The sequence below is a fragment of the Krasilnikovia sp. MM14-A1004 genome (assembly GCF_047159485.1).
Classification (GTDB): Bacteria; Actinomycetota; Actinomycetes; order Mycobacteriales; family Micromonosporaceae; genus Actinoplanes.
Map to the genome: position 1 here is coordinate 6530430 of NZ_AP038773.1, position 25541 is coordinate 6555970.

At 70.9% G+C, this 25541-nt stretch carries 21 protein-coding genes; 5 read left to right on the top strand and 16 right to left on the bottom strand.

The genetic code is table 11. The features are described from left to right. Nucleotides 1-7: 7 nt before the first annotated feature. The 15 genes from nuoK to mqnC form a co-directional block, all read right to left on the bottom strand. On the bottom strand, nucleotides 8-307 hold the full coding sequence (gene nuoK, locus ACMCNN_RS28375) for an NADH-quinone oxidoreductase subunit NuoK (RefSeq protein WP_130510265.1): 300 nt from the start codon (nucleotides 305-307) through the stop codon (nucleotides 8-10). Further along, nucleotides 304-1068 (bottom strand): NADH-quinone oxidoreductase subunit J, encoded by a 765-nt coding sequence (locus ACMCNN_RS28380; protein ID WP_412743540.1) that lies wholly within the window; start codon nucleotides 1066-1068, stop codon nucleotides 304-306. Before ACMCNN_RS28380 ends, nuoK begins: the two co-directional genes overlap by 4 nt. Further along, nucleotides 1068-1652, bottom strand: coding sequence for an NADH-quinone oxidoreductase subunit NuoI (nuoI, locus tag ACMCNN_RS28385; RefSeq protein ID WP_412743541.1), 585 nt, complete (start codon nucleotides 1650-1652; stop codon nucleotides 1068-1070). The genes ACMCNN_RS28380 and nuoI overlap by 1 nt, the downstream gene beginning before the upstream one ends. Before the next feature lies 1 nt (nucleotide 1653). Beyond that, a complete protein-coding gene (nuoH, locus tag ACMCNN_RS28390; protein WP_412747306.1) occupies nucleotides 1654-3036 on the bottom strand; it encodes an NADH-quinone oxidoreductase subunit NuoH in 1383 nt (460 codons plus the stop codon). Continuing rightward, complete coding sequence (locus tag ACMCNN_RS28395) at nucleotides 3036-5576, bottom strand: NADH-quinone oxidoreductase subunit G (protein WP_412743542.1); 2541 nt, start codon at nucleotides 5574-5576, stop codon at nucleotides 3036-3038. Before ACMCNN_RS28395 ends, nuoH begins: the two co-directional genes overlap by 1 nt. Continuing rightward, nucleotides 5576-6892 (bottom strand): NADH-quinone oxidoreductase subunit NuoF, encoded by a 1317-nt coding sequence (gene nuoF, locus ACMCNN_RS28400; RefSeq protein ID WP_412743543.1) that lies wholly within the window; start codon nucleotides 6890-6892, stop codon nucleotides 5576-5578. The genes ACMCNN_RS28395 and nuoF overlap by 1 nt, the downstream gene beginning before the upstream one ends. Continuing rightward, complete coding sequence (nuoE, locus tag ACMCNN_RS28405) at nucleotides 6889-8025, bottom strand: NADH-quinone oxidoreductase subunit NuoE (protein ID WP_412743544.1); 1137 nt, start codon at nucleotides 8023-8025, stop codon at nucleotides 6889-6891. Before nuoE ends, nuoF begins: the two co-directional genes overlap by 4 nt. After that, nucleotides 8026-9366 (bottom strand): NADH-quinone oxidoreductase subunit D, encoded by a 1341-nt coding sequence (locus ACMCNN_RS28410; RefSeq protein WP_412743545.1) that lies wholly within the window; start codon nucleotides 9364-9366, stop codon nucleotides 8026-8028. Continuing rightward, complete coding sequence (locus ACMCNN_RS28415) at nucleotides 9363-10055, bottom strand: NADH-quinone oxidoreductase subunit C (RefSeq protein WP_412747307.1); 693 nt, start codon at nucleotides 10053-10055, stop codon at nucleotides 9363-9365. Before ACMCNN_RS28415 ends, ACMCNN_RS28410 begins: the two co-directional genes overlap by 4 nt. A 71-nt stretch (nucleotides 10056-10126) precedes the next feature. After that, nucleotides 10127-10801: a NuoB/complex I 20 kDa subunit family protein gene (locus tag ACMCNN_RS28420; RefSeq protein WP_412743546.1), complete on the bottom strand. Its 675-nt coding sequence runs from the start codon at nucleotides 10799-10801 to the stop codon at nucleotides 10127-10129. Between the two features lie 7 nt (nucleotides 10802-10808). Beyond that, the gene (locus tag ACMCNN_RS28425; RefSeq protein ID WP_412743547.1) at nucleotides 10809-11174 is read right to left on the bottom strand and encodes an NADH-quinone oxidoreductase subunit A; all 366 of its coding nucleotides are present in this window, start codon (nucleotides 11172-11174) and stop codon (nucleotides 10809-10811) included. Nucleotides 11175-11340: 166 nt separating this feature from the next. Beyond that, nucleotides 11341-12639, bottom strand: coding sequence for a geranylgeranyl reductase family protein (locus tag ACMCNN_RS28430; protein ID WP_412743548.1), 1299 nt, complete (start codon nucleotides 12637-12639; stop codon nucleotides 11341-11343). A 109-nt stretch (nucleotides 12640-12748) separates the two neighbouring features. Then, nucleotides 12749-13222, bottom strand: coding sequence for a hypothetical protein (locus tag ACMCNN_RS28435; RefSeq protein WP_412743549.1), 474 nt, complete (start codon nucleotides 13220-13222; stop codon nucleotides 12749-12751). Between the two features lie 89 nt (nucleotides 13223-13311). Beyond that, the gene (locus tag ACMCNN_RS28440) at nucleotides 13312-14007 is read right to left on the bottom strand and encodes a demethylmenaquinone methyltransferase (RefSeq protein WP_412743550.1); all 696 of its coding nucleotides are present in this window, start codon (nucleotides 14005-14007) and stop codon (nucleotides 13312-13314) included. A gap of 352 nt (nucleotides 14008-14359) precedes the next feature. Continuing rightward, nucleotides 14360-15598: a cyclic dehypoxanthinyl futalosine synthase gene (gene mqnC, locus ACMCNN_RS28445; protein ID WP_412743551.1), complete on the bottom strand. Its 1239-nt coding sequence runs from the start codon at nucleotides 15596-15598 to the stop codon at nucleotides 14360-14362. A gap of 136 nt (nucleotides 15599-15734) precedes the next feature. Between mqnC and ACMCNN_RS28450 the strand changes: the two genes are divergently transcribed. Further along, entirely contained in the window at nucleotides 15735-18773 is a 3039-nt protein-coding gene (locus ACMCNN_RS28450; RefSeq protein WP_412743552.1) for an SNF2-related protein, read from the top strand. A 1-nt stretch (nucleotide 18774) separates the two neighbouring features. Further along, nucleotides 18775-19752 (top strand): SWIM zinc finger family protein, encoded by a 978-nt coding sequence (locus ACMCNN_RS28455; protein ID WP_412743553.1) that lies wholly within the window; start codon nucleotides 18775-18777, stop codon nucleotides 19750-19752. Between the two features lie 4 nt (nucleotides 19753-19756). Here the strand turns inward: ACMCNN_RS28455 and ACMCNN_RS28460 are convergent, their stop codons facing one another. Next, nucleotides 19757-21358, bottom strand: a complete 1602-nt coding sequence (locus ACMCNN_RS28460) for a beta-1,3-glucanase family protein (protein WP_412743554.1) — start codon at nucleotides 21356-21358, stop codon at nucleotides 19757-19759. A gap of 163 nt (nucleotides 21359-21521) precedes the next feature. On the opposite strand from ACMCNN_RS28460, the gene ACMCNN_RS28465 reads away from it, so the two are divergent. The 3 genes from ACMCNN_RS28465 (at nucleotide 21522) to ACMCNN_RS28475 (ending at nucleotide 25514) form a co-directional block, all read left to right on the top strand. Then, nucleotides 21522-22475, top strand: a complete 954-nt coding sequence (locus ACMCNN_RS28465) for an aldo/keto reductase (protein WP_412743555.1) — start codon at nucleotides 21522-21524, stop codon at nucleotides 22473-22475. Between the two features lie 314 nt (nucleotides 22476-22789). Then, nucleotides 22790-24274 carry a phospholipid carrier-dependent glycosyltransferase gene (locus ACMCNN_RS28470; protein WP_412743556.1) on the top strand — a complete coding sequence of 495 codons (1485 nt, stop codon included), beginning with the start codon at nucleotides 22790-22792 and terminating at the stop codon, nucleotides 24272-24274. A gap of 1 nt (nucleotide 24275) precedes the next feature. Further along, a complete protein-coding gene (locus ACMCNN_RS28475; protein WP_412743557.1) occupies nucleotides 24276-25514 on the top strand; it encodes a glycosyltransferase family 2 protein in 1239 nt (412 codons plus the stop codon). Nucleotides 25515-25541 lie beyond the last annotated feature (27 nt).

Consider the following 25541-nt stretch of genomic DNA (forward strand, 5'->3'; position numbering starts at 1 on the left):
AGGCCCTTCAGTACTTGAGGAGGTTGGCGTCGTCGACGCTCGCCGACCGCCGGGTCCGGAAGATCGACATGATGATGGCCAGGCCGACCACGACCTCGGCCGCCGCGACGACCATGACGAAGAACGCCATGATCTGCCCGTCCAGGCCGCCGTTGATCCGGCTGAACGTGATCAGCGCCAGGTTGGCGGCGTTCAGCATCAGCTCGATGCACATGAACAGCACGATCGCGTTGCGGCGGATGAGCACCCCGGTCGCCCCGATGGTGAACAGGATCGCCGCGAGCACGAGGTAGTAGTCGGGAGTCACTCTTCTGTTCCCTTCGGGGCCGCCTCGCGCGCCGTGAGCTCACGCACGGGCAGGATCGGCGAGATGCTGCGCTCGGACAGGTTGCCGTCGGGCAGGCGGGCCGGGGCGGCCACGGACATGGTGTTGGCGTACACGCCGGGGCCGGGCTTCGGACCCGGGTGGCTGCCCGGCCGGAACCGCTCCTTCATGCGGGTCACCTGGTCGTGGATCTCTTCCTTGGCCCGCTCGACGTGGGCCAGGATCATCGCGCCCACCGCCGCCGTGATGAGCAGCGCGGAGGTGACCTCGAACGCGAAGACGTAGTTGGTGAACAGCACCCGGGCGATGCCCTGGACGTTGCCGCCCGCGTTCGCGGCGTCCAGGCCGACGACCTTGCTGGTGCCCAGCGAGCGGGCGAGGCCGGCGGCGATCAGGATGGCGAAGCCGATGCCCAGCAGGATCGCCGCGATCCGCTGGCCGCGCAGCGTCTCGATCAGCGAGTCCGAGGCGTCGCGGCCCACCAGCATCAGCACGAACAGGAACAGCATCATGATCGCGCCGGTGTAGACGATGATCTGCACCATGCCGAGGAACGGCGCGGCGTTGACCACGTACAGGAAGCCGAGGCAGAGCATCGTCACGACCAGCCACAGGGCGGAGTGGACCGCGTTGCGGGCCAGCACCATGCCCAGGGCGCCGAGGACGGCCAGGCTACCCATGATCCAGAATCCCCAGGCCTCGGCGGCGGAGACGTGCCCGGCCGCGGCGGCGAACGTACTCATCAGGCTCCGCCCTTCTCGGCCGCATCCGTCGAGCCCGTCTCCGACCACGGCGCGCGCTCGGCGCCCGCCGAGGTGCCCGGGTTGGTCAGCGCGCCGACGTAGTAGTCCACGTCGGTCTCGCCGAGCCGCATCGGGTGCGGCGGCTGCTCCATGCCCGGCAGCAGCGGCGCCAGCAGCTGCTCCTTCGTGAAGATCAGGTCCTGCCGGTTGTCGCGGGCCAGCTCGTACTCGTTGCTCATGGTCAGCGAGCGGGTCGGGCAGGCCTCGATGCACAGGCCGCAGAAGATGCACCGGGTGTAGTTGATCTGGTAGATCGACGCGTACCGCTCACCCGGCGAGAAGCGCATCTCCTCTGTGTTGTCGCCACCCTGCACGTAGATCGCGTCCGCGGGGCAGGCCCAGGCGCACAGCTCGCAGCCGATGCACTTCTCCAGGCCGTCCGGGTGCCGGTTGAGGATGTGCCGGCCGTGATAGCGCGGCGCCGGGGTCGGCGGCGAGAACGGGTAGTCGGTCGTGATGACCTTGCGGAACATGTGCGCGAAGGTCACCCCGAAGCCTTTGAACGAGCCCGTGAACGTCCCCACGTCACACCTCCTCGTCTGGTGTGTCGTCGGGCGTCTCGGTGGTGCCGCCACCCACGGTGGCGGGCTCGCGCTCGGCCACCGCGCGGCGGGCGCGCGGGCTGGGTGGCACCTGCAGGTCCAATGGGGGTACGGGGAAACTGCCCGGTGGCCGCTCGGCGAGCTGTTCCTCCAGCGACTTCACCGGCTCCTTGCGCCCGGACGGCCAGAGCACGGCGATCAGCACCACCACGATGATCACGCCACCGATGATCAGCCACTTCCGCTGGTTCGAGGTCTCGTTGTTGAGCACCCGCACCCCGGAGAGGAACAGGATCCACACCAGGTTGACCGGGATGAGGACCTTCCAGCCGAACCGCATGAACTGGTCGTAGCGCAGCCGCGGCAGGGTGGCCCGCAGCCAGATGAAGCCGAACAGCAGGATCAGGACCTTGACCAGCCACCAGATCAGCGCGAACCAGCCGGAGTTGGCGTTGTGCCAGACCGCGGTGATCGGCCACGGTGCCCGCCAGCCACCCAGGAACAACGTCGTGCACAGCGCCGAGACGGTGATCATGTTGATGTACTCGGCGAGGAAGAACAGCGCGAACTTGAACGACGAGTATTCGGTGTGGAAGCCGCCGACCAGCTCGGACTCGGCCTCGGGCAGGTCGAACGGCGCCCGGTTGGTCTCACCGACCGCGGAGATCGCGTAGATGATGAAGCTCGGCAGCAGCAGCACCGCGTACCAGCTCGGTGGGGTCGGGTGCCAGCCGAGGATGTCGATCGAGGACGGGTCGTTGCCCGCCTGCGCCTTGACGATCTGCGAGGTGGACATCGTGCCCGCGGTCATGAACACCGCCACGATGGACAACCCCATCGCGACCTCGTACGAGATCATCTGGGCGCTGGAGCGCAGGCCGCCCAGCAGCGGGTACGTCGAGCCCGACGCCCAGCCGGCCAGCACCACGCCGTACACGCTCATCGAGGAGCAGGCCAGCAGCACCAGTACGGAGACCGGCACGTCGGTGAGCTGCAGCGCCGTCTGGTGCCCGAAGATCGACACCACAGGCCCGAAGGGGATCACCGAGAACGCGGTGAAGGCACAGGTCGCCGAGATCACCGGGGCGATGAAGTACACCGCCTTGTCCGCGGTGATCGGGATGATCTCCTCCTTGAACGGCAGCTTGATGCCGTCCGAGAGGCTCTGCAACCAGCCCTTGGGGCCGACCTGGTTCGGGCCGGGCCGGACCGCCATCCGGGCCACGACCTTGCGCTCGTAGTTGATCGTGAAGAGCGTCAGCAGCAGCAGGACGACGAAGACCCCGAGCAGCTTGATGAGCACGATCCACCAGACGTCGTTCTCGAACGTCTGCAGGGTGGGATCCTGCGCCTCGGCGAGGATCATCACGGCGTTACCCCCTTCTTGCTGACCTCGGGGGAGGCGAGCAGGTTGCTCTCGGCGGCCGAGGCGTGCGGGGCCTGCGCGAGCAGCGGGCCCGCCACCCCGGCCGTCAGCCGGACCACGGCGCCCGAGGACGCCCGCAGGCTGCGCCGTACCGTGGCGCCCGGTGAGTTCGTCGGCAACCAGACCACGCCCTCGGGCATCTCCGTGATCGCCGTCTGCAGCGTGATCCCGCCGGCGTCGGTACCCACGGTCAGTGGGTCACCGTCGGCGACGCCGACCGCCTCGGCCGTGCCCTTGGCGATCCGGACCACCGGCGGGCGGGCCGTACCGGCCAGCACCTCGTCGCCGTCGAGCAGGCGGCCCAGGTCGATGAGCTGATGCCAGGTGGACAGCACGGCCTCGCCGGTGCCCGGCTCCGGCGGGGAGCCCGGTGCCACGGTAGGTGCGGCCTGCGGCGCCGAGGTGTTGGCCCGCATCCCGCCCAGCTCGCGGCGGATCGCGTTCACGTCGCCGGTGCCGAGCGTGACGTCCAGCAGGGCGGCGATCGCCTCCAGCGCCCGGCCGTCGGTCATCGCACCGGTCTTCAGCACGGCCCCGAAGGTGCGCAGCCGGCCTTCCCAGTCCATGTAGGTGCCGGGCTTCTCGACCGGCGGCGCGACCGGCAGCACCACGTCGGCGCGGCGGGTCACCGCGCTGTGCCGCAGCTCCAGGCTGACCAGGAACGGCACCGCGTCGAGGGCCTGCTCGGCCAGGCGCGGGTCGGCCAGGTCGGCCGGGTCCACCCCGGCGACCAGCAGGCCACCCAGTTCACCGGCCGCGGCGGCGGCCACGATCGCGGGAGTGTCGCGGCCCACCGCGGCGGGCAGGGATTCCACGGGTACGTCCCACGCGGCGGCCAGGTCGGCACGCCCACCCGCATCGATGACCGGGCGTCCGCCGGGCAGCAGGTTCGGCAGGCAGCCCGTGTCGACCGCGCCGCGGTCACCCGCGCGCCGCGGCACCCAGGCCAGCCGGGCGCCGGTACGGGCGGCCAGCGCGGCGGCGGCCGAGAGCCCACCGGGCACCTCCGCCAGCCGCTCGCCCACGATCAGCAGCGCGCCCTCGGCGGACAGCGCCGCGGCGATCGCCGGGTCGTCGGCCAGCAGCCGCGCCTCGGCGCCGGGCAGCGCCTCGACGAGCGTGGCGCCGAGCTTCTCGAAGCCACGGGTCAGGAACGGCGCCACCGCCACCACGCCGAGCTTGGCGTGCATGTACGTCTTACGCAGGCGCAGGAAGAGGATCGGGCACTCCTCCTCCGGCTCCAGCCCGACGATCACCACCGACGGGGCCTTCTCCACGTCGGCGTAGCTGACGTCGCTGACCCCGGCCACGGCGGCGGCCAGGAAGTCGGCCTCCTCGCCGTTGGCGCCGATCGGGCGGGCGCGGAAGTCGATGTCGTTGGTGCCCAGCGCCACTCGGGCGAACTTCGCGTACGCGTACGCGTCCTCGACCGTCAGGCGGCCGCCCGTGAGCACACCGACGCCGCGCTCGCGAGCGGCGCGCAGGCCCTCGGCGGCCGCGTGCAGTGCCTCGCTCCAGGAGGCCTCGCGCAGTTCACCGGTGTCGGCGTCGCGGACGAGCGGGGTGGTGATGCGGTCGGCCGCCGTGTCGTACCGGAAGCCCCAGCGGCCCTTGTCGCAGTTCCACTCCTCGTTCACCGCCGGGTCGTCGCCGGCCAGGCGGCGCAGCACCTTGCCGCGCCGGTGGTCGGCGCGCTGCGCGCACCCGGCCGAGCAGTGCTCGCACACCGTCGGCGTGGAGACCAGGTCGAACGGCCGGGCCCGGAACCGGTACTGCTGGCCGGTCAGTGCGCCCACCGGGCAGATCTGCACGGTGTTGCCGGAGAAGTACGAGTTGAACGGCACGTCGCCGGAGTCCTCGCCCGCGTCGCCGCTGCCGTCGGTGTCCGCGCCGAAGAAGTCGTCCCGGTACACGTTGATCTGCTGGCCCGAGGAGCGGTCCATCAGGTCGATGAACTTGTCCCCCGCAATCTCCTCGGAGAACCGGGTGCACCGCTGGCACAGCACGCACCGCTCACGGTCCAGCAGCACCTGGCTGGAGATGTGGATCGGCTTCTCGTAGGTGCGCTTCGCTTCCTGGAACCGCGAGTCCGAGCGGCCGGTGGACAGCGCCTGGTTCTGCAGGGGGCACTCGCCGCCCTTGTCGCAGGTCGGGCAGTCCAGCGGGTGGTTGATGAGCAGCAGCTCCATCACCCCGGCCTGGGCCTTCTTGGCCACCGGCGAGGTGAGCTGGGTCCTCACCACCATGCCCTCGGCGACCGTCTGGGTGCACGAGGCGACCGGCTTGCGCTGGCCCTCCACCTCCACCAGGCACTGCCGGCAGGCACCGGCGGGCGCCAGCAGCGGGTGGTCGCAGAACCGGGGGATCTCGATGCCCATCCGCTCCGCGACCCGGATGACCAGCTCGCCCTTGGCGGCCGTCACCTCGACACCGTCGACGGTCAGCGTGACGGTGTCGGTCGGCTTGGCAACGTCCGTCATCAGTGCGCTCCTACCAGGGTCTTCTCGGACAGCCGCGGAGCGGTCCGGCCCTCGATGTAGTCGAGGTAGTCCTGCTTGAAGTACTGCAGCGAGGAGGTCACCGGGCTGGTCGCGCCGTCACCGAGGCCGCAGAACGAGCGGCCGAGGATGTTGTCGCAGGTGTCCAGCAGCGTGTCCAGGTCCTCGTGGGTGCCCTGACCGGCCAGGATCCGCCGGTACGTCCGGACCATCCAGTAGTTGCCCTCGCGGCACGGGGTGCACTTGCCGCACGACTCGTGGTGGTAGAACTCCAGCCACCGGTACGTGGCGTACACCGGGCAGTCCTGATCGGAGAAGATCTGGACTGCCGTGGTGCCCAGGATGGACCCGGCGGCCGCGACGCTCTCGAAGTCCATCGGCACGTCGATGTGCTCCGCGGTGAGCAGCGGCGTGGAGGAGCCGCCCGGGGTCCAGAACTTGAGCTGGTGACCGGGCTTCATGCCGCCCGCCAGCTCGATCAGCTCGCGCAGCGTGATGCCCAGGCCGCACTCGTACTGGCCGGGGTTGGCGATCCGGCCGGACAGGGAGTAGATCATCGGGCCGGACGACTTCTCCGTGCCCATGGTCTTCCACCACTCCGCGCCGCCCAGCACGATGTACGGCACGCTGGAGATCGTGCCCACGTTGTTCACCACGGTGGGGCTGGCGTACAGGCCGGCGACCGCGGGGAACGGGGGCCGCAGCCGGGGCTGGCCCCGGAAGCCCTCCAGCGAGTCGAGCAGCGCGGTCTCCTCGCCGCAGATGTACGCCCCGGCGCCCGAGTGCACCACCAGCTCCAGGTCGAACCCGGTGCCGAGGATGTTCTTGCCGAGGTAGCCCTTCACGTACGCCTCGCGCACCGCGTTGCGCAGCCGCCGGGCCGCGTGCACCGCCTCACCGCGGATGTAGATGTACGCCCGGTTGGCCCGGATCGCGTACGAGGCGATGATGCAGCCCTCGACCAGCGCGTGCGGGTCGTACGTCATGAGCGGCAGGTCCTTGCAGGTGCCCGGCTCGCCCTCGTCGGCGTTCACGACCAGGTAGTGCGGCTTGCCGTCGCCCTGCGGGATGAAGCCCCACTTGAGGCCGGTGGGAAAGCCTGCGCCGCCCCGGCCGCGCAGCCCGGAGTCCTTGATGAGCTGGATCAGATCGTCCGGGTGGACCGCGAGGGCCTTGCGCATGGCCGCGTAGCCGTCGAGCCGCTCGTAGACGTCGATCTTCCAGGCGTCCGGCGACAGCCAGCGCTTGGTGAGGACGGGGGTGAGCTTCTCCAGGACTTCGCGTCGAGGCTCGGTCACTGCTCTGCCTCCTCAGCGGCGGTGTCGGTGCCCTCGGCGGCCGCACGCAGGTTGCTCTGCTGCGGTTCGGGATTGTCACCGGCGGGTTTGGCGTCGCTGGCCGGTTTGCTGGCGGCGGCACCGGCCGCCTCGGTGGCCTGCGTGTCCGCCGTCTTAGCGCGCGGCGCGCGTTTGGCGGCAGGTTTGTCACCGGCGGCTGCCTTGTCCGCGGGAGCGGCCTTGGCTGCGGGAGCGGCCTTGGCCGCGGGCGTCGCCTTCGCCCCGGGTGCGGCCTTGGCGGCAGGCGCCGGCTTCTCCTCACCGGTGGCGGGCGTGGCGGGTGCCGCGGGCGTGGCGGGTGCCGCGGGCTTGCCGGCGGCGGGCGCCTTGGCCGCGGCGGCGGGCTTGCCGGACTCCGCCGGCTTGCCGGGTGCGGGCTTGGTGGTCGGGATCGGGGTGTCGGGGTCGAAGTTGCGGACCGCGATGCCGTTCTTCTGGGCCAGCGTGACCCCGCGCAGGGTGGGCGCCCCGGCCGGGCCGTCGGCGACCGCGCCGTCGCGCGGATCGGCGAACCCGGCGAGTTGGATGGCCATCTCCTTGAGGGAGCACAGCCGGGCCCCGCGCGTGGGCGCCGGGCGCTCCCCCGAGCGCAGCCCGTCGACGAGGTCGATCGCGCCCTGCGGCGTGACGTTGTCGTAGAAGTCGTAGTTGACCGTCAGCACCGGGGCGTAGTCGCAGGCGGCGAGGCACTCCGCGTGCTCCAGGGTGACCCGTCCGTCCGCGGTGGTCTCGTCGTGGCCGACGCCGAGGTGCTCGGCGAGTTCGTCGTACACCTCCTGGCCGCCCATGACGTTGCACAGCGTGTTGGTGCAGACGCTGACCAGGTACTCGCCGGTGGGCCGGCGCTTGTACATGGTGTAGAAGGTCGCGACCGCGCCGACCTGGGCCTTGTTAATGCCCAGCACCTCGGCGCAGAACGCCACCCCGGCCGGGCTGACGTAACCGTCCTCCGCCTGCACGAGGTGCAGCAGCGGCAGCAGCGCGGACCGTTCCCGGCCCTCCGGGTAGCGGGCGATGATCTCGCGCGCCCGTCCCAGGAGCTGCTCCGAGAGCGGCGCGGCGGCCGGGGAGAACTCCACCGTGCTATCAGTCATTTAGCGGTCACACCCACCCATCACCGGGTCGAGGGAGGCGCCGCCGGCGATCACGTCGGCCAGCAGGGCGCCCTCGGCCATCGCGGGGATGGCCTGGAGGTTCACGAAGCTCGGGTCGCGGTAGTGCACCCGGTACGGGCGGGTGCCGCCGTCGGAGACCGCATGCACGCCGAGCTCGCCGCGCGGGTGCTCGATGGCGACGTACACCTGGCCGGGCGGGACCCGGAAGCCCTCGGTCACGAGCTTGAAGTGGTGGATCAGCGACTCCATCGACTGACCCATGATCTTGGCGACGTGTTCGAGCGAGTTGCCGAGGCCGTCGACGCCGAGCGCGAGCTGCGCGGGCCAGGCGATCTTGCGATCCTCGACCATGATCCGGCCCGGCTTCAGCCGGTCCAGGGTCTGCTCGATGATCTTCAGCGACTCCCGGATCTCCGCCATCCGCACCAGGTAGCGCCCCCACACGTCACCCGTGGTGGCGGTCGGCACGTCGAACTCGTAGTTCTCGTACCCGCAGTACGGCATCGTCTTGCGCAGGTCCCAGGCCAGGCCCGCCGAGCGCAGCACCGGCCCGGTGATGCCCAGCGAGAGGCAGCCGGTCACGTCGAGCACCGCGACGCCCTGCGTGCGCTTGTGCCAGACGTACTGGCCGGAGAGCAGCTTCTCGTACTCCTTGAGCTTCTTCGGCAGGTACTTCAGGAAGTCGCGGATCTTCTTGATCGCCGCTTCCGGTACGTCCTGGGAGAGCCCGCCGGGCCGGATGTACGCGTTGTTCATCCGCAGGCCGGAGGCCTCCTCGAAGATGTCGAGGATGTACTCGCGCTCGCGGAAGCCGTACAGCATCATCGAGATCGCGCCGAGCTCCATGCCCGTGGTGGCGATCCACACCAGGTGCGAGGCGATCCGCTGCAGCTCCATGAACATCACGCGGATCGTGTTCGCCCGCTCGGGGATCTCGTCGGAGATGCCGAGCAGCTTCTCGACCGCGAGGCAGTAACCGGCCTCGTTGAACATGTTGGACAGGTAGTCCGCGCGGGTCACGAAGGTAACCCCCTGGGTCCAGTTGCGGTACTCCAGGTTCTTCTCGATGCCGGTGTGCAGGTACCCGATGACCGGACGGCACTCCGTGACCGTCTCGCCCTCCAGCTCCAGCACCAGCCGCAGCACCCCGTGGGTGGACGGGTGCTGCGGGCCCATGTTGACGACGATCTTCTCGTTGCTCAGTGGGTCGATACCCTCGGCGATCGTGTCCCAGTCGCCGCCGGTGACCGTGAAGACGCGACCCTCGGTGGTCTCCCGCTCTGTCGCGTACGCCTGCTCACCCGTCGTGTGAGTGCTCATTGGTAGACCCTCCGCTGGTCTGGAGGAGGAATTTCGGCGCCCTTGTACTCGACGGGCACGCCGCCGAGCGGGTAGTCCTTGCGCTGCGGGTGACCCTCCCAGTCGTCCGGCATGAGGATCCGGGTGAGGCCGGGGTGGCCGGTGAAGACGACGCCGAACATGTCGTACGTCTCCCGCTCCTGCCAGTCGGCCGTGGGGTACACCCCGGTGACGGACGGGACCGCCACGCCGTCGGCCACGGCCACCTCCACGCGCACCCGCCGCCGGTACGTCATCGACGTCAGGTGGTAGGCGATGTGGAACCGGCGCTCGTCGCTGCCCAGGTAGTCCACGCCGCTCACCGACGAGCACAGCTCGAAGCGCAGCGCCTCGTCGTCGCGCATCACCTGGCAGACCTCGGCGATGCGGTCCGCCTTGACGTGCAGGGTCAGCTCGCCCCGGTCGACGATCACCTTCTCGACCGCGTCCGCGAACCCCGGGTACGCCTCCTCCAGCGCGTCGTGCACCTCGTCGAAGTACCCGCCGAACGGCCGCGGCGTGTCCGCCAGGCTGGGCGTACGCCGGACCAGGCCGCCGAAGCCGGAGGTGTCGCCGGAGCCGCGCACGCCGAACATGCCGCGCTTGACCGCGCGCGGGTAGTCGGCGGGCGCACCGGCGGCCGCGCCGACCGGCGGGGCGGCCACGGGCACCCCGGCACCGGGCTGCTCGGTGGGCCGGTTCGGCTCGGTCGCCGGTTCCTGGCCCTTGGTGCTGTCGGACGTCACTTGCGGCCCTCCCCTCGCATGTGCGGCTGCAGCTTCATCCAGTTCTCGATGCGCAGCTGCTCCTCGCGGCCCTCCTTGACGGCCTGGATCCACTCCTCGCGCCGCTTGGGATCCGCCCGGTACGACGAGGGCATGGCGCCGGGGGCGACGATCGGCAGCTTGCCCTCGGCCCGGCGGGCCTCCAGCATCTTGCGGCCGTTGGGCCCGAGCGGGGCGGCCATGACCTTCTCGCGCATCTTCAGGATCGCGTCGATCAGCATCTCCGGCCGTGGCGGGCAGCCCGGCAGGTAGACGTCGACCGGGATGATGTGGTCGACGCCCTGCACGACCGCGTAGTTGTTGAACATGCCGCCGGACGAGGCGCAGACGCCCATCGAGATCACCGAGCGGGGCTCCGGCATCTGGTCGTAGATCTGGCGCACGACCGGGGCCATCTTCTGACTCACCCGGCCCGCCACGATCATCAGGTCGGCCTGGCGGGGCGAGGCGCGGAACACCTCCATGCCCCAGCGACCCAGGTCGTAGTGCGGGCCGCCGGAGGCCATCATCTCGATGGCACAGCAGGCGAGGCCGAAGGTGGCGCCCCAGAAGGACGATTTGCGGGCCCAGTTGGAGAGCTTCTCCACCGAGGTGAGCAGGATGCCGCTCGGCAGCTTCTCTTCGATTCCCATGGTTTTATCAGTCCCAGTTCAGGCCGCCACGCCGCCACACGTACGTGTAGGCGATGAAGACGGCGACGATGAACAGGACCATCTCGACGAACCCGAACAGGCCCAGCACCTCGAAGGACACCGCCCAGGGGTAGAGGAAGATGGTCTCGATGTCGAAGACGATGAACAGCATCGCGGTCAGATAGAACTTGACCGGGAAGCGGCCGCCGCCGATCGGCTGGGGCGCGGGCTCGATGCCGCATTCGTACGCGTCCAGCTTGGCGCGGTTGTATCTCTTCGGGCCCACGATGGGCGCGACCGAGACCGAGAACAGGGCGAAGAGCGCGCCGAGGATCAGCAGCCCGACGATCGGTACGTAGGGATTGAGCGTCATACCGTCTCCTGCTCGACTGTTAGCCGCTTCACACTATTAATCCCGTTCTGCCCGTCTGCGACCGGGGTACCCCATGCCTCCCGGCCCTCGCTGCGCTCGGTGCAGTCGTTCATGCTCTGCTGGCCGGGCATGCCCTCCCGGCCCTCGCTGCGCTCGGTGCAGTCGTTCATGCTGAAGGGGCGACTTTGGTGAGGCCGTTGATGACCCTGTCCATAGCGTCCCCGCCGCGCGGGTCGGTCAGGTTCGCCAGCAGCTTGAGGACGAATCGCATCAGCGTGGGGTGGGGCATTCCGTGCTTCGTGGCGATCCGCATGATCTGCGGGTTGCCGATCAACTTCACGAACATTCCGCCGAGCCGGTAATACCCGCCGAAGCGCAGCTTGAGCTCCGCCGGGTACGCCTGCAGCGCGCGTTCCCGGTCGGGACCCGCGGTGCGGGCCAGCGCCTGCACCGCCACCTCGGCGGCCAGCTCGCCGGACTCCATCGCGTACGCGATGCCCTCGCCGTTCATGGGGTTCACCATGCCGCCCGAGTCGCCGACGAGCATGACGCCACGCGTGTAGTGCGGCACCCGGTTGAAGCCCATCGGCAGCGCGGCGCCCAGCACCGGCCCTTCGGCGTGCTCCTCGCCGCGCATGCCCCACTCCGGCGGCGTGGTGCCCAGCCAGTCGGTCAGCATGGCCCGGTAGTTGGTCTTGCCGAACGCGCTGGACGAGTTCAGGATGCCGAGGCCCACGTTGACCCGGCCGTCACCGAGGCCGAAGATCCAGCCGTACCCCGGCAGCAGGACGTCGGAGTTCTGGGCGCTGCGAAGCTCCAGCCAGGACTCCAGATAGTCATCATCCGCCCGTACGGGTGACCGGTAGTAGCGCCGGACCGCCACGCCGAGTGGGCGGTCGTCGCGTTTGGCCAGTCCCATGGCGAGCGGCAGCTTGCCGGAGACACCGTCCGCCGCGATGATCAGCGGCGCCCGGTACTGGACAGGCTCCCTGCCGGGGCCGATCTTGGCGGTGACGCCGATCGCGCGGCCGTCGTCGTCGAGCACCGGCCCGGTGACGTTGACACTGGTCCGCAGCAGGGCGCCGGCCTCGACCGCCCGCTTGGCCAGCATGTCGTCGAAGTCCAGTCGCGTGCGGACCAGGCCGTAGCTGGGGAAGCTGGCCAGCTCGGGCCAGTCCAGTTCGAGGCGTACGCCGCCGCCGATCACCCGCAGGCCCTTGTTCTGCAGCCAGCCGGCCTTCTCGGAGGTGTCGATGCCCATCCGGATCAACTGCCGGGTGGCGCGCGGGGTGAGCCCGTCGCCGCAGACCTTCTCCCGCGGGAACTCGGTCTTCTCCAGCAGCAGGACGCGCAGGCCGTGCCGCGCCATGTGGTACGCCGCCGCGGACCCGCCGGGCCCGGCGCCGACCACGATCACGTCCGCCTCGTCGGCGATGGCGCCTGCCGCGGCCACGTGCTCGTTCACGGCTCACCCTCCGTTCTCGTGCGGGCTAGTGAAACAGTTCACAAGCCAGCCCAGGTCGGAGTCTAGGACTGCCATCGAAGTGGATAGGGGTTAGGGGTGCCTAACCGTTTCAGGAGGGCGACGTCGTCGATGCGGCACCGCTCCCGTCGTGCCTCACCGTGCTCGTCGGGATGTCCATCTTGCTCTTTGTATCGCTCGCTGGTTCGCCGTCCGTCGTGGCCTTCGCCGCGCTCGCCGGGTTGTCGTCCGTCGTGGCCTGTGCGGCACTCGCCGCCTCGCGGTCCGGCGCCTCGGCGCGCGAGCCACCGTCCGCCGTGGCGCTCTGCTCGCCCGCGGCGAGGGCGCGGTCGGCGGCGTGCCGGGCCGCGCCGTCCAGGTGCTCCCGAAAGGTACCGCCCATCGCGCGATCGAGCGCCACAATCAGCTGATCCACCAGATCCTGGGCCAGCTCGGGATCGCTGGCGGCCACCGTACGGATCCGGCTGGCCAGCTCGTGCGCCCGGCGCTCGCCCTCGTCCTGCTCGTCGATGGCGAGGTCGATCTCGGTGTCGACGCCGAAGGAGTCGACCGGTTGACGGGACATGGTCATACCATCGAGCTAATCACCCAAACCGCTCATAAGAGGCAAGATTGGCAAAATCCCGCCAGCGGTGACGCTAGATCTTCGTGACGCTAGATCTTCGTGGCGCGGTGCAGCGCGACGATGCCGCCGGTCAGGTTCCGCCAGCCGACCCGCGACCACGGCCCGGCCTCCAGCATGCGGGCGGCCAGACCCGCCTGGTCCGGCCAGGCGCGGATCGACTCGGCGAGATACACGTACGCGTCAGGGTTGCTCGACACGGTCCGGGCCACCGCGGGCAGGCTGCGCATCAGGTACGACAGGTACGCGGTGCGCAGCGCCGGATTGGTCGGGTGGCTGAACTCGCACACCACCAGCCGCCCGCCCGGCCGGACCACCCGGCCCAGCTCGCGCAGCGTCGCGCCGGTGTCCACCACGTTGCGCAGCGCGAAGGAGATCGTCACCGCGTCGAAGGCGTCGTCGGGGAACGGCAGCGCCAGCGCGTCGCCCGCCACCAGCGGGACCCCGGGGCGCGTCCGGCGCCCGGCCGCCAGCATCCCGACCGACAGGTCGGCGCCGACCGCGTACGCCCCCGAGCGCGCCAACTCCTGCGTGGACACGCCCGTGCCCGCGCCGACGTCCAGCACCCGCTCCCCCGGCCGCAGGCCGAGCGCCGTCCGGGTCGCCCGGCGCCACCCGCGGTCCTGCCCGAACGACAGGATGGTGTTGGTCAGGTCGTACCGCTCGGCCACGCCGTCGAACATCTCGGCGACCTCGTGCGGCTGCTTGTCCAGATCTGCGCGCGTCACGGTTGCCCACTCTGCCACCGCCACGCACAGCGCGGGCGGGATGGTGACCCATCCCGCCCGCGCCTGGTGCGTTATATATACGACCGCCATCGGTCGGGTCCGACCCCGCCGCCGGCGGTCAGAGGCCGTGGCGACGTTCAGTGTTACGCAGGCACCGTAACTAGGGGATACGCAGCCAGACAGCCGAACGACGCCCTTGTTACCGAGGAGCAATACGCTCCCGTGCGGACCGCCGACCGGCGCCTGACCGAACGGTTGATCAACCACGCCGGACGGTGGAATCCCCTGGACGAATCGACGACGATCGAGGTCAGTCCGCGTACGGAAATGGACCGTCTCCGATGCGTCCCGGTCAGCCGGCGTCCACCAGCGGCAGGCTGCGCCGAACGCCCCCGCCCGGAATGGCGATCGACGAGAAGTGGGAGACCACCCGCTCGTCCGTCGGGTCCTCGGCCGCGGTGCGGTGCACGGCCAGGTGCCGGTACAGGGTGTCGCGCTGGGCCGGGATGCGATCCGCGGTACGGATCATCGAGATCAGTTCGTGCAGGTTGGACCGGTGCCGCGCGCCCGCCGAGGAGATGACGTTCTCCTCCAGCATGATCGAGCCGAGGTCGTCGACGCCCATGTGCAGCGACAGCTGGCCGACGTCCTTGCCCGTGGTCAGCCAGGACGCCTGCAGGTGGGCCACGTTGTCGAAGAACAGCCGGGACACCGCGATGAACCGCAGGTACTCCAGTGTGGTGGCCTGGGTCCGGCCCTTGAGGTGGTTGTTCTCCGGCTGGTACGTCCACGGGATGAAGGCCCGGAACCCGCCGACCGTGTGCGACGCCTCCACCGGCGAGTCGACGTACCCGTTGGCCACGGCGAGGTCCTGCACCTCGCGGATCATCCGGATGTGCTCGATGCGCTCGGCGTTGGTCTCGCCCGTACCCATCATCATCGTGGCCGTGGAGCTCAGACCGTTACGGTGCGCGACCGCCATGACCTCCAGCCAGCGGGCACCCGACTCCTTGAGCGGCGCGATCGCCTTGCGCGGCCGGTCCGGCAGCATCTCGGCGCCCGCGCCCGCGATCGAGTCCAGGCCCGCGGCCTTGATCCGGACCACCGCCTCGGAGATGGAGACGCCGGAGACCTTCGCCATGTGCAGGATCTCGCTGGGCCCGATGGAGTGGATCGCCAGCTGCGGGTACGCCTGCTTGACAGAGGAGAACAGCGTCTCGTAGTACTCGACGCCGTAGTCGGGGTGGTGGCCGCCCTGCAGCATGACCTGGGTGGCGCCCAGCTCGACCGCCTCGCCGCACCGGCGCAGGATCTCCTCCATCGGGTGCGACCAGCCCTCTGCATGCTTCGGCGCCCGGTAGAAGGCACAGAACTTGCAGGCCGTGACGCACACGTTTGTGTAGTTGATGTTGCGATCGATCAGGTACGTGACGATGCCGTCGGGGAACCGCCGGCGCCGGACCGCGTCGGCCGCCTCGCCCAGCGCGTGGAAGGGTGCCTCTGTATAGAGCAGCAGCGCTTCCTCGGGGGTGATCCGCCCGCCGTCCGCGCCGCGCTGCAGGATGCTGTCGATCTCCGGGTTCGCCGTCACGCCTCGAAGCGTACGTCCCCGCCCGGAGAGCGTCAGCGGCACCGGTCACCGCCAGGCCCGGTGACCAGGGGTCACGCCCGGCTTCGTGTCGGATGGGGTCGTTAGTCTCGGTGGGTCCCGAAGGAGCGGAGGCGGCGTGCTGCTGGTGCATGGCACCTGGGTGACCGGAGCGACAGGCGGGCTCGCGGTGTGGGGCGAGAGCCTCGCGGACGGCTCACCGACGCGTTCCCGCCCGCGGGCCCATCCGTTCACGGTGCCCGCGGACGTGCTCCGCGCCTGCCTGCTCAACGCAGATCCAGGAGACACCCCGACCGGCAACGACCTCGGGGACGTCCTGGCCAAGGCCACCGACACGGAACTGACTCTGCTGCTGCCCGGCACGACACGGGCGCCGCTGCCCTCGCCGGAGACGGGCGCCGAACCGACGCGGCGCGGGGTGCGGCTCGGGTCGTGGCCGACGCCCGCGGTGCTGCTGCCGCCGGATGCCGCGCTGGCCGCGCTCGGCGCGCTGACCGACCCCGACCCGGACGGGCCCTGGGCGCCGGCCGCCTCGCTGCGCTATCTCTGCCTGCTGGCGGGCCACGCGTGCGACCTGGCCCAGCGCGGCCGGATGCTGCCCCAGCTGGTCACCGGGGCGGGTGTCCCGGCGGCGCGCTGGCGGGCCGTGCAGACCGGCGCGGACGCGGCGGCGTACCGCGACTTCGGGGCCGCGATGCCGCCGGTGTGCCGGGCCGCCGAGCCGGACGCCGGGGTGGGCGCGACTTTGGCGGAGGCGCTGGACGCCCTGGTCGACGGCGCGGCGCGAGCCCTGCTGCCGGAGCGCCTGCTGCTGGGCCACCGCCCCGGTGCCCGGGCGCCGCTGGCCGACCGGTGGGCGGTCGCGCTCACCGCGGCCGACCCGAGCCTGCCCGGCGCACCCGCCGCCGAGGTGGCCGCGCTGGAGCGAGCGCTGAGCGCGTGGCTGCGCGCGGCGCACGACGCCAACGGCCCGATCCGGGTCAGCTTCCGGCTGGTTGAGCCGTTGCCGGGCAACGACGACTGGCGGCTGGATTTCGCGCTGCAGTCCGCCGAGGACCCGAGCCTGTACCTGGCCGCCGAGGAGCTGTGGGCCGGTGGACAGCTGCCGGGCCTGCCGCCCCGCCCGGACGAGACGTTGCTGGCCGGGCTCGGGCGCGCCGTCCGGCTCTTCCCGGCGCTGCACGAGGCCCTGCTGGCGCCCCGCCCGTCGGCGATGACCCTGGACACCGGCGGCGCGCACGACTTCCTGCGGCAGGCGGCGCCGCTGCTGCAGGCGGCCGGGTTCGGGGTGCAGCTGCCCGCCTGGGCGGGACGCAGGGCCGTCGGCCTGAAACTCACCACCCGCAGCCGCAAGGGCACCAGTCAGAAGGGGCTGGCCGACTCCGGCTTCGGGCTCGACCAGCTCGTCGACTTCCGGCTCGACCTGGTGGTGGGCGACGCGACGGTCGACGCGGACGAGCTGGCCGAGCTGGCCCGACTCAAGGTGCCGCTGGTCCGGGTCCGCGGGCAGTGGGTCGAGCTGGACGAACGCCAGCTGCGGGCGGCGCTGAAGGCGGTCGGCGGGCGCCGCGACGGCGAACTCACCGCCGGGGAGGTGCTCCAGCGGGTCGTCGACGGCGGCGACGAGGACCTGCCGCTGGTCGAGGTCGACGCCGACGGGGCGCTGGGTGACCTGCTCTCCGGGCGGGCGGCGGAACGACTCTCGCCGGTGCCGACGCCGCCCGGCTTCCAGGGGCGGCTGCGGCCGTACCAGGAGCGTGGGTTGTCGTGGTTGCATTTCCTCGCCCGGCTGGGGCTGGGCGGGATCCTCGCGGACGACATGGGCCTGGGCAAGACCGCGCAGACGCTGTCACTGCTGCTGGCGGAACGCGACGCCGACCCTGTCGCGCCGACGCTGCTGATCTGTCCGATGTCGCTGGTCAGCAACTGGCAGAAGGAGGCGGCCCGGTTCGCCCCGGGCCTGCGGGTGTACGTCCACCACGGCGCGGGCCGGGCACGCGGCGACGACCTCCCCGCGCGGATCGCCGACGCCGACCTGGTCGTCACCACGTACGGGACGGCGCTGCGGGACCCCGCGCTGCGGGACACGGCGTGGGCCCGGGTGGTCTGCGACGAGGCGCAGGCCATCAAGAACAGCGGGACCCGCCAGGCCCAGGCGGTACGCGCGATTCCGGCCCGTACCCGGCTGGCCCTGACCGGCACCCCGGTGGAGAACCACCTCGCCGAACTGTGGTCGATCATGGAGTTCTGCAACCCCGGCCTGCTCGGCTCCGCGAAACGGTTCCGGCGGCGCTTCCAGGAGCCGATCGAGGTACGCCAGGACGCCGACGCCACGGCCGCCCTCAAGCGGGCCACCGGCCCGTTCGTGCTGCGCCGCCTCAAGACCGACAAGTCGATCATCTCCGACCTGCCGGAGAAGAACGAGATGAAGGTCTGGTGCACGCTCACGCCGGAACAGGCGACCCTCTACCAGGCGGTGGTCGAGGACATGATGGCCGTCATCGCCGACTCCGAGGGCATCCAGCGGCGCGGCAACGTGCTGGCCGCCATGATGAAACTCAAGCAGGTCTGCAACCATCCCGCCCACCTGCTCAAGGACGGTTCCCGGCTGCCCGGCCGCTCCGGCAAGCTGGCCCGGCTGGAGGAGCTGGCGCAGGAGATCGTCGCCGACGGCGACAAGGCGCTGGTCTTTACGCAGTTCGCCGAGTTCGGGGCGCTGCTGCAGCCGTATCTGGCGGCGCATCTCGACCGGCCGGTGCTGTGGCTGCACGGCGGGTTGTCCAAGGCCCGGCGCGACGAGCTGGTGGACCGTTTCCAGTCCGATCCGGAGCCCATGCTGTTCCTGCTGTCGCTCAAGGCGGCCGGCACCGGCCTCAACCTCACCGCGGCCAACCACGTCATCCACGTCGACCGCTGGTGGAATCCCGCGGTCGAAGATCAGGCCACGGACCGGGCGTTCCGGATCGGGCAGTCGCGCAACGTCCAGGTGCGCAAGTTCATCTGCACCGGCACCCTGGAGGAGAAGATCGACGCGATGATCGAGCGGAAGAAGACCCTCGCCGCGGCGGTCGTCGGCACGGGCGAGGACTGGATCACCGATTTGAGTACGAGGGAGCTGCGCGAGCTGTTCGCGCTGGACCCGGCGGCGGTGGGCTGACATGCCGGTCGATCCGCAGGGCCGGTTCTACGAGGCAGCCAAACCGATCGAAGTGGACGGCGGCATCGCCGTACGCGCCAAGCGTGGCGCGATCGGGGAACGCTGGTGGTCGCGGCGCTTCGTCGACATCCTGGAGGAGATCTGCCAGCCCGGTCGGCTGGCCCGTGGCCGCTCGTACGCCCGCAAGGGTCAGGTCATGGACTTCGCGCTCACCGCCGGGCGGGTGAGCGCCCGGGTGCAGGGCTCGCGCCCCCAGCCGTACGAGGTGACGATCTCGATCGGCGCGTACGACGACGCCGAGTGGGCGCGCGTGGAGGACGAGCTGGCGTCCCGCGCGTTGTACAGGGCGGCGTTGCTGGCGGGCGAGATGCCGCACGAGATCATCAACGTCTTCGATGAGCTGGGCCTGCCGTTGTTCCCGTCGGCACTGGATCTGCGCTGCTCGTGTCCCGACTGGGCGGTCCCGTGCAAACACGCCTCCGCGGTGCTGTACGTGCTGGCCGAGGCGTTCGACGACGACCCGTTCGGCGTGCTGGCGTGGCGCGGCCGCAGTCGCGAAGCCCTGCTCGACGCGCTGCGCGGCATGCCCGAGCCGCCCCCGCCGCCCGACCCCCTCGCGGTCGTGGAGGAACCGCTGGACGCGCGGCTGGCCGACTTCTACACGCCGGGCATCTCGCTGAGCCGCCTGCGGGAACGCCCCGCCCGGGTGGCCGCACCGCCCGAGCTGCTGCTGCGCGCGTTGGACCCGCCACCCGTCCGGGTGCGGCACATCCCGCTGCTCGACCTGCTGCGCCCGGCCTACCGGAGCCTCGCGGGCACGCCCGAGCCGTCCGACCAGCCGCCCCGGCCCGAGCCCGCCGGGGCACCACAGCCCGAGCCGGCCGGGGCACCACAGCCCGAGCCGGCCGGGGAGGCACAGCAGGAGGCGACGCCGGCGACCCGGACCGGTCGCGGGCGCCGCCCCCCGCCGAAGCGGTAGCGGGTCAGCCCTGGCGCCAGCGCTGGTTCGAGGAGCCGGCGCAGTCCCAGATCTGCACCTTCGCCCCGTCGTTGCCGTTCCAGTCCTTGATGTCCAGGCACCGGTTGGACTGTGGATTGACCAGGTCACCGGCGGCCGTGAGCGTGAACTGCTGCGCCGCGTTGGTGCTGCAGTTCGCGATCTGGATCAGCGTGCCGTTGGCCGTGCCGCCGCCCGAGACGTCCATGCACTTGCCGTTCTGGCTCTCCACGCGACCGGCGTTGAAGGCCCACTTCTGCGCGTTGGTGTTGTTGCACGTGTACATCTGCAGCTGCACCCCGTCGGAGAAGTTGGAGCCGGGCACGTCGATGCACTTGCCGTTCCAGGTGCTGATCAGGCTGACGGCGGACGGCGCCGGGGTGCTGCCGCCGCCCGCACCGAACGGCGTGAGAGTGATCGAGGCCGAGCGCGGGTCGCCGTCGTTGACCAGCGATTCGAAGTTGCCGACGTCGTCGAACGGGAACGCGTACGCCTTACCGTCGGCCATGTTCGCGTGGATGATCCGCGCGTACTGATTGGTGGGGTTGTTCTTGTAGAAGTCGGCGGCGTTGAGGCTGGGCTGGATGTCGATGGTGCCGAGGGTGCCGCGGTTCAGGGCCGCGCAGAGGGTCCGCGAGATCGGCCCGACGACCAGGTCGTTCGGGGCGGGCAGGTCGCCGGCGCAGCCCCACACGCTGGCGCTGCTCGGCCGGTTGAACGACGCCACCTGCTGGCCCGCCGTGTTGGTGAAGTTCATGACCGTGCCGGAGGTACGCCCGTAGTACTTCGTGTTCGGCTGGTCCGCGAACGGCACCACGGTCAGGGTCTTGCTGGTGTACGCGTTCCACGCCGAGGCGATGTAGGAGTCCAGGTAGGTCGCGCTGAGCAGCCCGGCGCCCGCGGCCTTGCCGGGGGCGAGGACGCGCAGCACGGTGCCGTCGGAGCGGGTGTACACCGAGCCGGCCCAGCCGGACTGCGCCTTGATCGCGTTGATCACTGCGTTGCGGCCGTTGTCGACCAGCGCGCCGGTACGCCGGGTGACGCTGGTGGCGCCGGTCACCCCCACCGCGTGCGGCACGGCGAACATGTCGACTTGGGAGCTGTTGAGCCAGAGCCCGGCGTCGTTGTAGGTGAACTCACTCCAGTCGAACAGGATGTTCTGGTTCGGGTCGCCGGCCGCCCACGGGGCGGGCTGCACGAGGCCGTCCGGGGTGAGGAAGAACTTCAGCTTCTCGCCGAGGGAGAAGTAGATCCGGCCGGAGAAGCCGCGCGGGAACTGGACCGTGGTGCTGCCGCCGTTGCCGGGGCCGCCGATGGCGACGTCCGGGGCCGGCGACGGCGGGATCTGCCCGGCGGGCCACGGCGTGAACGCGCCGCTCTTGTTCACGTACCCGAGCCGGTTGGTGCTCAGGTTGATGCCGATGACGTACAGGTAGACCGCGTCGCCGCGGCCCGTGTTGTTGGTGATCGTGACCGGCAGCAGGGACGGGCCGACGGCCGCGGCCGGTCCCGGGGTGACCGCTGCGGCGACGGGGATGGTCACCGCTAGCGCGGCGAATGCGTGCAGGAGCCGTTTACGGGTGTGCACGGGGGACTCCTCAGGGGTGGGGATGAGGGGGAACGGGTGCGCTGGGGGAGAGCGCTCTCCTAGGATCGGAACTGTTAACAGCATGTGTCAATAGAGAACGACAGATGTCTTGGCGGAATGCTCTCCGCAGATAACGGCGCTGGGACCGCATAGGCTCATCGGCATGAGCGACATGACCTACCGGCGGCTCGGTGACTCCGGGCTCGTGGTGTCCGTTGTGGGCATCGGCTGCAACAACTTCGGCCGCAAGCTGGACCGCGACGGCACCCGCGCGGTGGTCGACGCGGCGATCGACGCCGGGATCACGCTGTTCGACACGGCCGACATCTACGGCACCCCGCACGGCAGCTCCGAGGAGTGCCTGGGCGCCGCGCTCAAGGGCCGTCGCGACGAGGTGGTGGTCGCCACCAAGTTCGGCATGGACATGGAGGGCATGAACGGCGCGGACCGGGGCGTGCGCGGCTCACGCGCGTACCTCATCCGGGCGGTGGAGGCGTCGCTGCGGCGGCTCGAAACCGACTACATCGACCTCTACCAGTTCCACACCCCGGATGAGGGCACTCCGATCGAGGAGACGCTGTCCGCCCTGGACGATCTGGTCAAGTCGGGAAAAGTACGTTACATCGGCAATTCAAACTTCCACGGCTGGCAGATCGCGGACGCGGACTGGACCGCGCGTACCGGCGGGCTGAGCCGCTTCGTCAGCGCCCAGAACCAGTACAGCCTGCTGCACCGGGACGTGGAGGTCGAGGTCGTCGCCGCCTGTGAGCAGTTCGGGCTCGGCCTGCTGCCGTTCTTCCCCCTCGACAGCGGCCTGCTCAGCGGCAAGTACAAGCGCGGCGAAGCCCCGGCCGAGGGCACCCGACTCTCCCTGGAGCGGTACCGGACCTGGCTCGACGGCGCGCCGTGGGACCTCATCGAGACCCTCGAAGCGTTCGGGCACGTACGCGGGCACAGCCTGCTCGACGTCGCCATCGCGGGCCTGGCCGCCCGCCCCGCGGTGTCCAGCGTGATCGCCGGAGCCACGACACCGGAACAGGTACGCGCCAACGCGGCGGCGGGCGCCTGGCAACTCAGCATCGAGGATGTCGCGGCGCTCGACGAGATCCTGCACTGACCTGCGCGTTCACCTCCATCACCCGCGGTCATGGCCGTCCGGGCGACAGTCCGGCCGGGGCGGCCGGGTCCCGGAGGATGAACAGGGGGCATACACGACGGACGTCAAAGTGGCAGACTGTCGCTTAATCGTCACGCCATGATCTATTTGGATGCCCTTTGCCTGCCGTCGCCCCCGCCCGCGAATCACGGGTCGGCCCGCCACAAACGACGGTCGCTTCGCCAGCAAATGCCCGAATTGCCAGATCGGCCCGTTTTCTTGGGCGGCACCTCGGCCTGTGGGTCGTCCTCACCGGTGCGATCACCCTGCGTGCGATGTATCTGGCCGCGTACCCGCACGCGTTCTTCTTCCCCGACAGCCGACCGTACGTGGCCGCGGCGGCCGGGAACGCCCCCTACTCCGTGCGCCCGTACGGATACTCGCTGCTGCTGAAGCCGTTCACGCACCCCTTCGCCGAGCTGGAGTGGGTGGCACTGACCCAGCACCTGGCCGCCGTCGCCCTGATCGTCGCGGGGTACGCGTTCCTGGTGCGCCGGGGCGTCCGGCCGTGGCTGGCCGCCCTCGCGGTCGTCCCGCTCGCCCTGGACGCCCGCCAGGTGACGCTGGAGCACTACATCCTCGCGGAGACCACGTTCGTGGTGCTCACGGTCGCCGGGCTGATGGTCCTCGCCTGGCGGGAACGGGTCGGCGCGGTGGCCGCCACGCTCGGCGGTCTGCTACTGGCCCTGGCGGCGGTCACCCGCACCGTCGGCCTGCCCGTACTCGTGCTCGCGGTGGTGTATCTGCTCGTCCGCCGCTGCGGCTGGGCGCGGCTGGGCGCCTTCCTGCTCCCGGTCGGGCTGATCCTCGGCGGATACCTGATCTGGTATCACCAGACCTGGCAGGTCTACGCGTTCGGCCAGTACCAGGGCCGGTTCCTCTACGCCCGGGTCATGCCGATCGCGGACTGTGGCAAGCTGCGGCTCACCCCGCAGCAGCGCATCCTGTGCATGCCCGACCCGCCGGCGTTCTGGACGCACCGGCCGGACATGTACATCTGGTCCTCCATCAGCCCCGCGCGGCAGTTCTACCCCCTGGAGACCGACGATCCGTTCCTGGGCGACTTCGCGAAGACCGTGATCGCCCAGGAACCGGGCGCCTACCTGCGGATGGTCGCCACCGAGACCGGCTGGCACCTGATACCCGGCGCACCACTCGACGGGTCCGCGCGCTGCCTCGCCGACCTGTGGCAGCCGCCCGGCAGGCCGGGGGTGTCCTGCAGCCCCGGCTACTACCTCCCGGCCGCGCCGCCACTGTGGATCCCGCCCGCGACGATCCCCACGCCGAACCCCCTCGGCGAGAAACTCCAGCGGTACGGCGACTACGCCACCACGCCCGGCCCGCTGTACGCGGTCGGCGTGGTGCTCGCCCTGATCGCCGCCGTGTGGCGGGTGCGCCGGGCGGGCTGGCGTACCGCCGCCGACGCCCTGCTGCTGGTCGGCGCGGGCTTCGGCACGCTGGTCCTGTCCGTCGCCACCAGCATGTTCGACTACCGGTACGCCGTACCGGCGGTCACCCTGATCCCGCTCGGCACGGCGCTCGCGATCACCCGGATCGCGGCGGTCGCCCGTTCCCGCCGACCGGAACCAGTGACCGAGGCAGCCTCCCCGGCGCCGGCCGCCGCGCCGCCGCCCGCCCCAACCCTGCCGCCTGCCCCAGACCTGCCGCCCGCCCCAGACCTGCCGTCGGCGCCCGCGCCGCTGCCGCACCAGACCACCGCCGCGCCGGCGTTCACCACCCCTTCCGAAAGCAGTCACTGACGTGTCATCCGAACTCGAAGTCACCGTCCTGTTGCCGTGCCTGAACGAGGCCGAGACCCTGGAGGTCTGCGTCCGCAAGGCCCTGACGTCCCTCTCCGACCTCGGCGTACGCGGCGAGGTGCTGGTCAGCGACAACGGCTCCACCGACGGGTCGCAGGACATCGCCCGCGCGGCTGGCGCCCGGGTCGTGCACGCGCCCCGGCGCGGCTACGGCGCCGCCCTGATCAACGGCATCGCCGAGGCCCGCGGCAAGTACGTGATCATGGCCGACGCGGACGACTCGTACGACCTGTCGGATCTCGGCCCGTTCGTCGAGCAGCTGCGCGCGGGCCACGACGTCGTCATGGGCAACCGGTTCCGCGGCGGCATCGCCCCCGGCGCCATGCCGCCGCTGCACCGCTACCTCGGCAACCCGGTGCTGTCCTGGCTCGGCCGGGTGCTCTTCGGGCTGACCACCGTCGGGGATTTCCACTGCGGCATCCGCGGCTTCAACCGTGACCGCATCCGGGCCCTGGACCTGCGCATGCCGGGCATGGAGTTCGCCTCGGAGCTGGTCGTCCGTGCCCAGCTCAGCGGATACGACCTGGTGGAGGTGCCGACCACGCTGCGACCCGACGGTCGCAGCCGGCCGCCGCACCTGCGTACCTGGCGGGACGGCTGGCGGCACCTGCGGTTCCTGCTGGTGTTCGCGCCGCGCCGCACGCTGGTCTGGCCGGGCTTCGTGCTGCTCCTGCTCGGCCTGCTCGGCACGGGCGCGCTCGCCCTGGCACCCCGCCACATCGCCGGGGTCGAATTCGACATCAACGCCCTCGTGTACGCCTGCGTCGCCGTCCTGGTCGGTGCCCAGCTGCTGCTCTTCGGCGGCTTTGCCGAGCTGTACGGCCATTTCGAGGGCATCGTGCCCGAACGCCCCGACCGGTGGGTGCGCTGGCTCAGCTTCGAACGCTGCATCCTGATCGGGCTGTCGCTGGTGTTCGTCGGCGTGCTCGGCACGATCGTCGCGCTCTCCAGCTGGGGGCAGACCGGCTTCGGTCACCTCGACCCGCGCGGCACGATCCGGCTGGTCCTGCCGTCCGCCACCGCGATCGCGCTCGGGGTGATCGGCGTGTTCTCCGGACTGTTCGCCAGCCTGCTCACGCTCCGCGGCGTGTCGCCCGCGGCCGGCCAGGCGACCCCGGTCATCCCGCGCCAGGTTCGCGGCGACGCGGACGCGCCCACCCCCACGGGCGCGCGGCACTGACGACCGGACGGCGACACGGCGGCGGGC

What these genes read in the sequence shown, in the direction of transcription:
- ACMCNN_RS28455 (WP_412743553.1), top strand. Translation starts at nt 18,775, where the DNA reads ATGCCGGTCGATCCGCAGGGCCGGTTCTACGAGGCAGCCAAACCGATC.
- nuoH (WP_412747306.1), bottom strand. Translation starts at nt 3,036, where the DNA reads ATGATCCTCGCCGAGGCGCAGGATCCCACCCTGCAGACGTTCGAGAAC.
- ACMCNN_RS28465 (WP_412743555.1), top strand. Translation starts at nt 21,522, where the DNA reads ATGAGCGACATGACCTACCGGCGGCTCGGTGACTCCGGGCTCGTGGTG.
- ACMCNN_RS28410 (WP_412743545.1), bottom strand. Translation starts at nt 9,366, where the DNA reads ATGAGCACTCACACGACGGGTGAGCAGGCGTACGCGACAGAGCGGGAG.
- ACMCNN_RS28435 (WP_412743549.1), bottom strand. Translation starts at nt 13,222, where the DNA reads ATGTCCCGTCAACCGGTCGACTCCTTCGGCGTCGACACCGAGATCGAC.
- nuoE (WP_412743544.1), bottom strand. Translation starts at nt 8,025, where the DNA reads ATGACTGATAGCACGGTGGAGTTCTCCCCGGCCGCCGCGCCGCTCTCG.
- ACMCNN_RS28380 (WP_412743540.1), bottom strand. Translation starts at nt 1,068, where the DNA reads ATGAGTACGTTCGCCGCCGCGGCCGGGCACGTCTCCGCCGCCGAGGCC.
- ACMCNN_RS28425 (WP_412743547.1), bottom strand. Translation starts at nt 11,174, where the DNA reads ATGACGCTCAATCCCTACGTACCGATCGTCGGGCTGCTGATCCTCGGC.
- ACMCNN_RS28470 (WP_412743556.1), top strand. Translation starts at nt 22,790, where the DNA reads ATGTATCTGGCCGCGTACCCGCACGCGTTCTTCTTCCCCGACAGCCGA.
- ACMCNN_RS28395 (WP_412743542.1), bottom strand. Translation starts at nt 5,576, where the DNA reads ATGACGGACGTTGCCAAGCCGACCGACACCGTCACGCTGACCGTCGAC.
- ACMCNN_RS28420 (WP_412743546.1), bottom strand. Translation starts at nt 10,801, where the DNA reads ATGGGAATCGAAGAGAAGCTGCCGAGCGGCATCCTGCTCACCTCGGTG.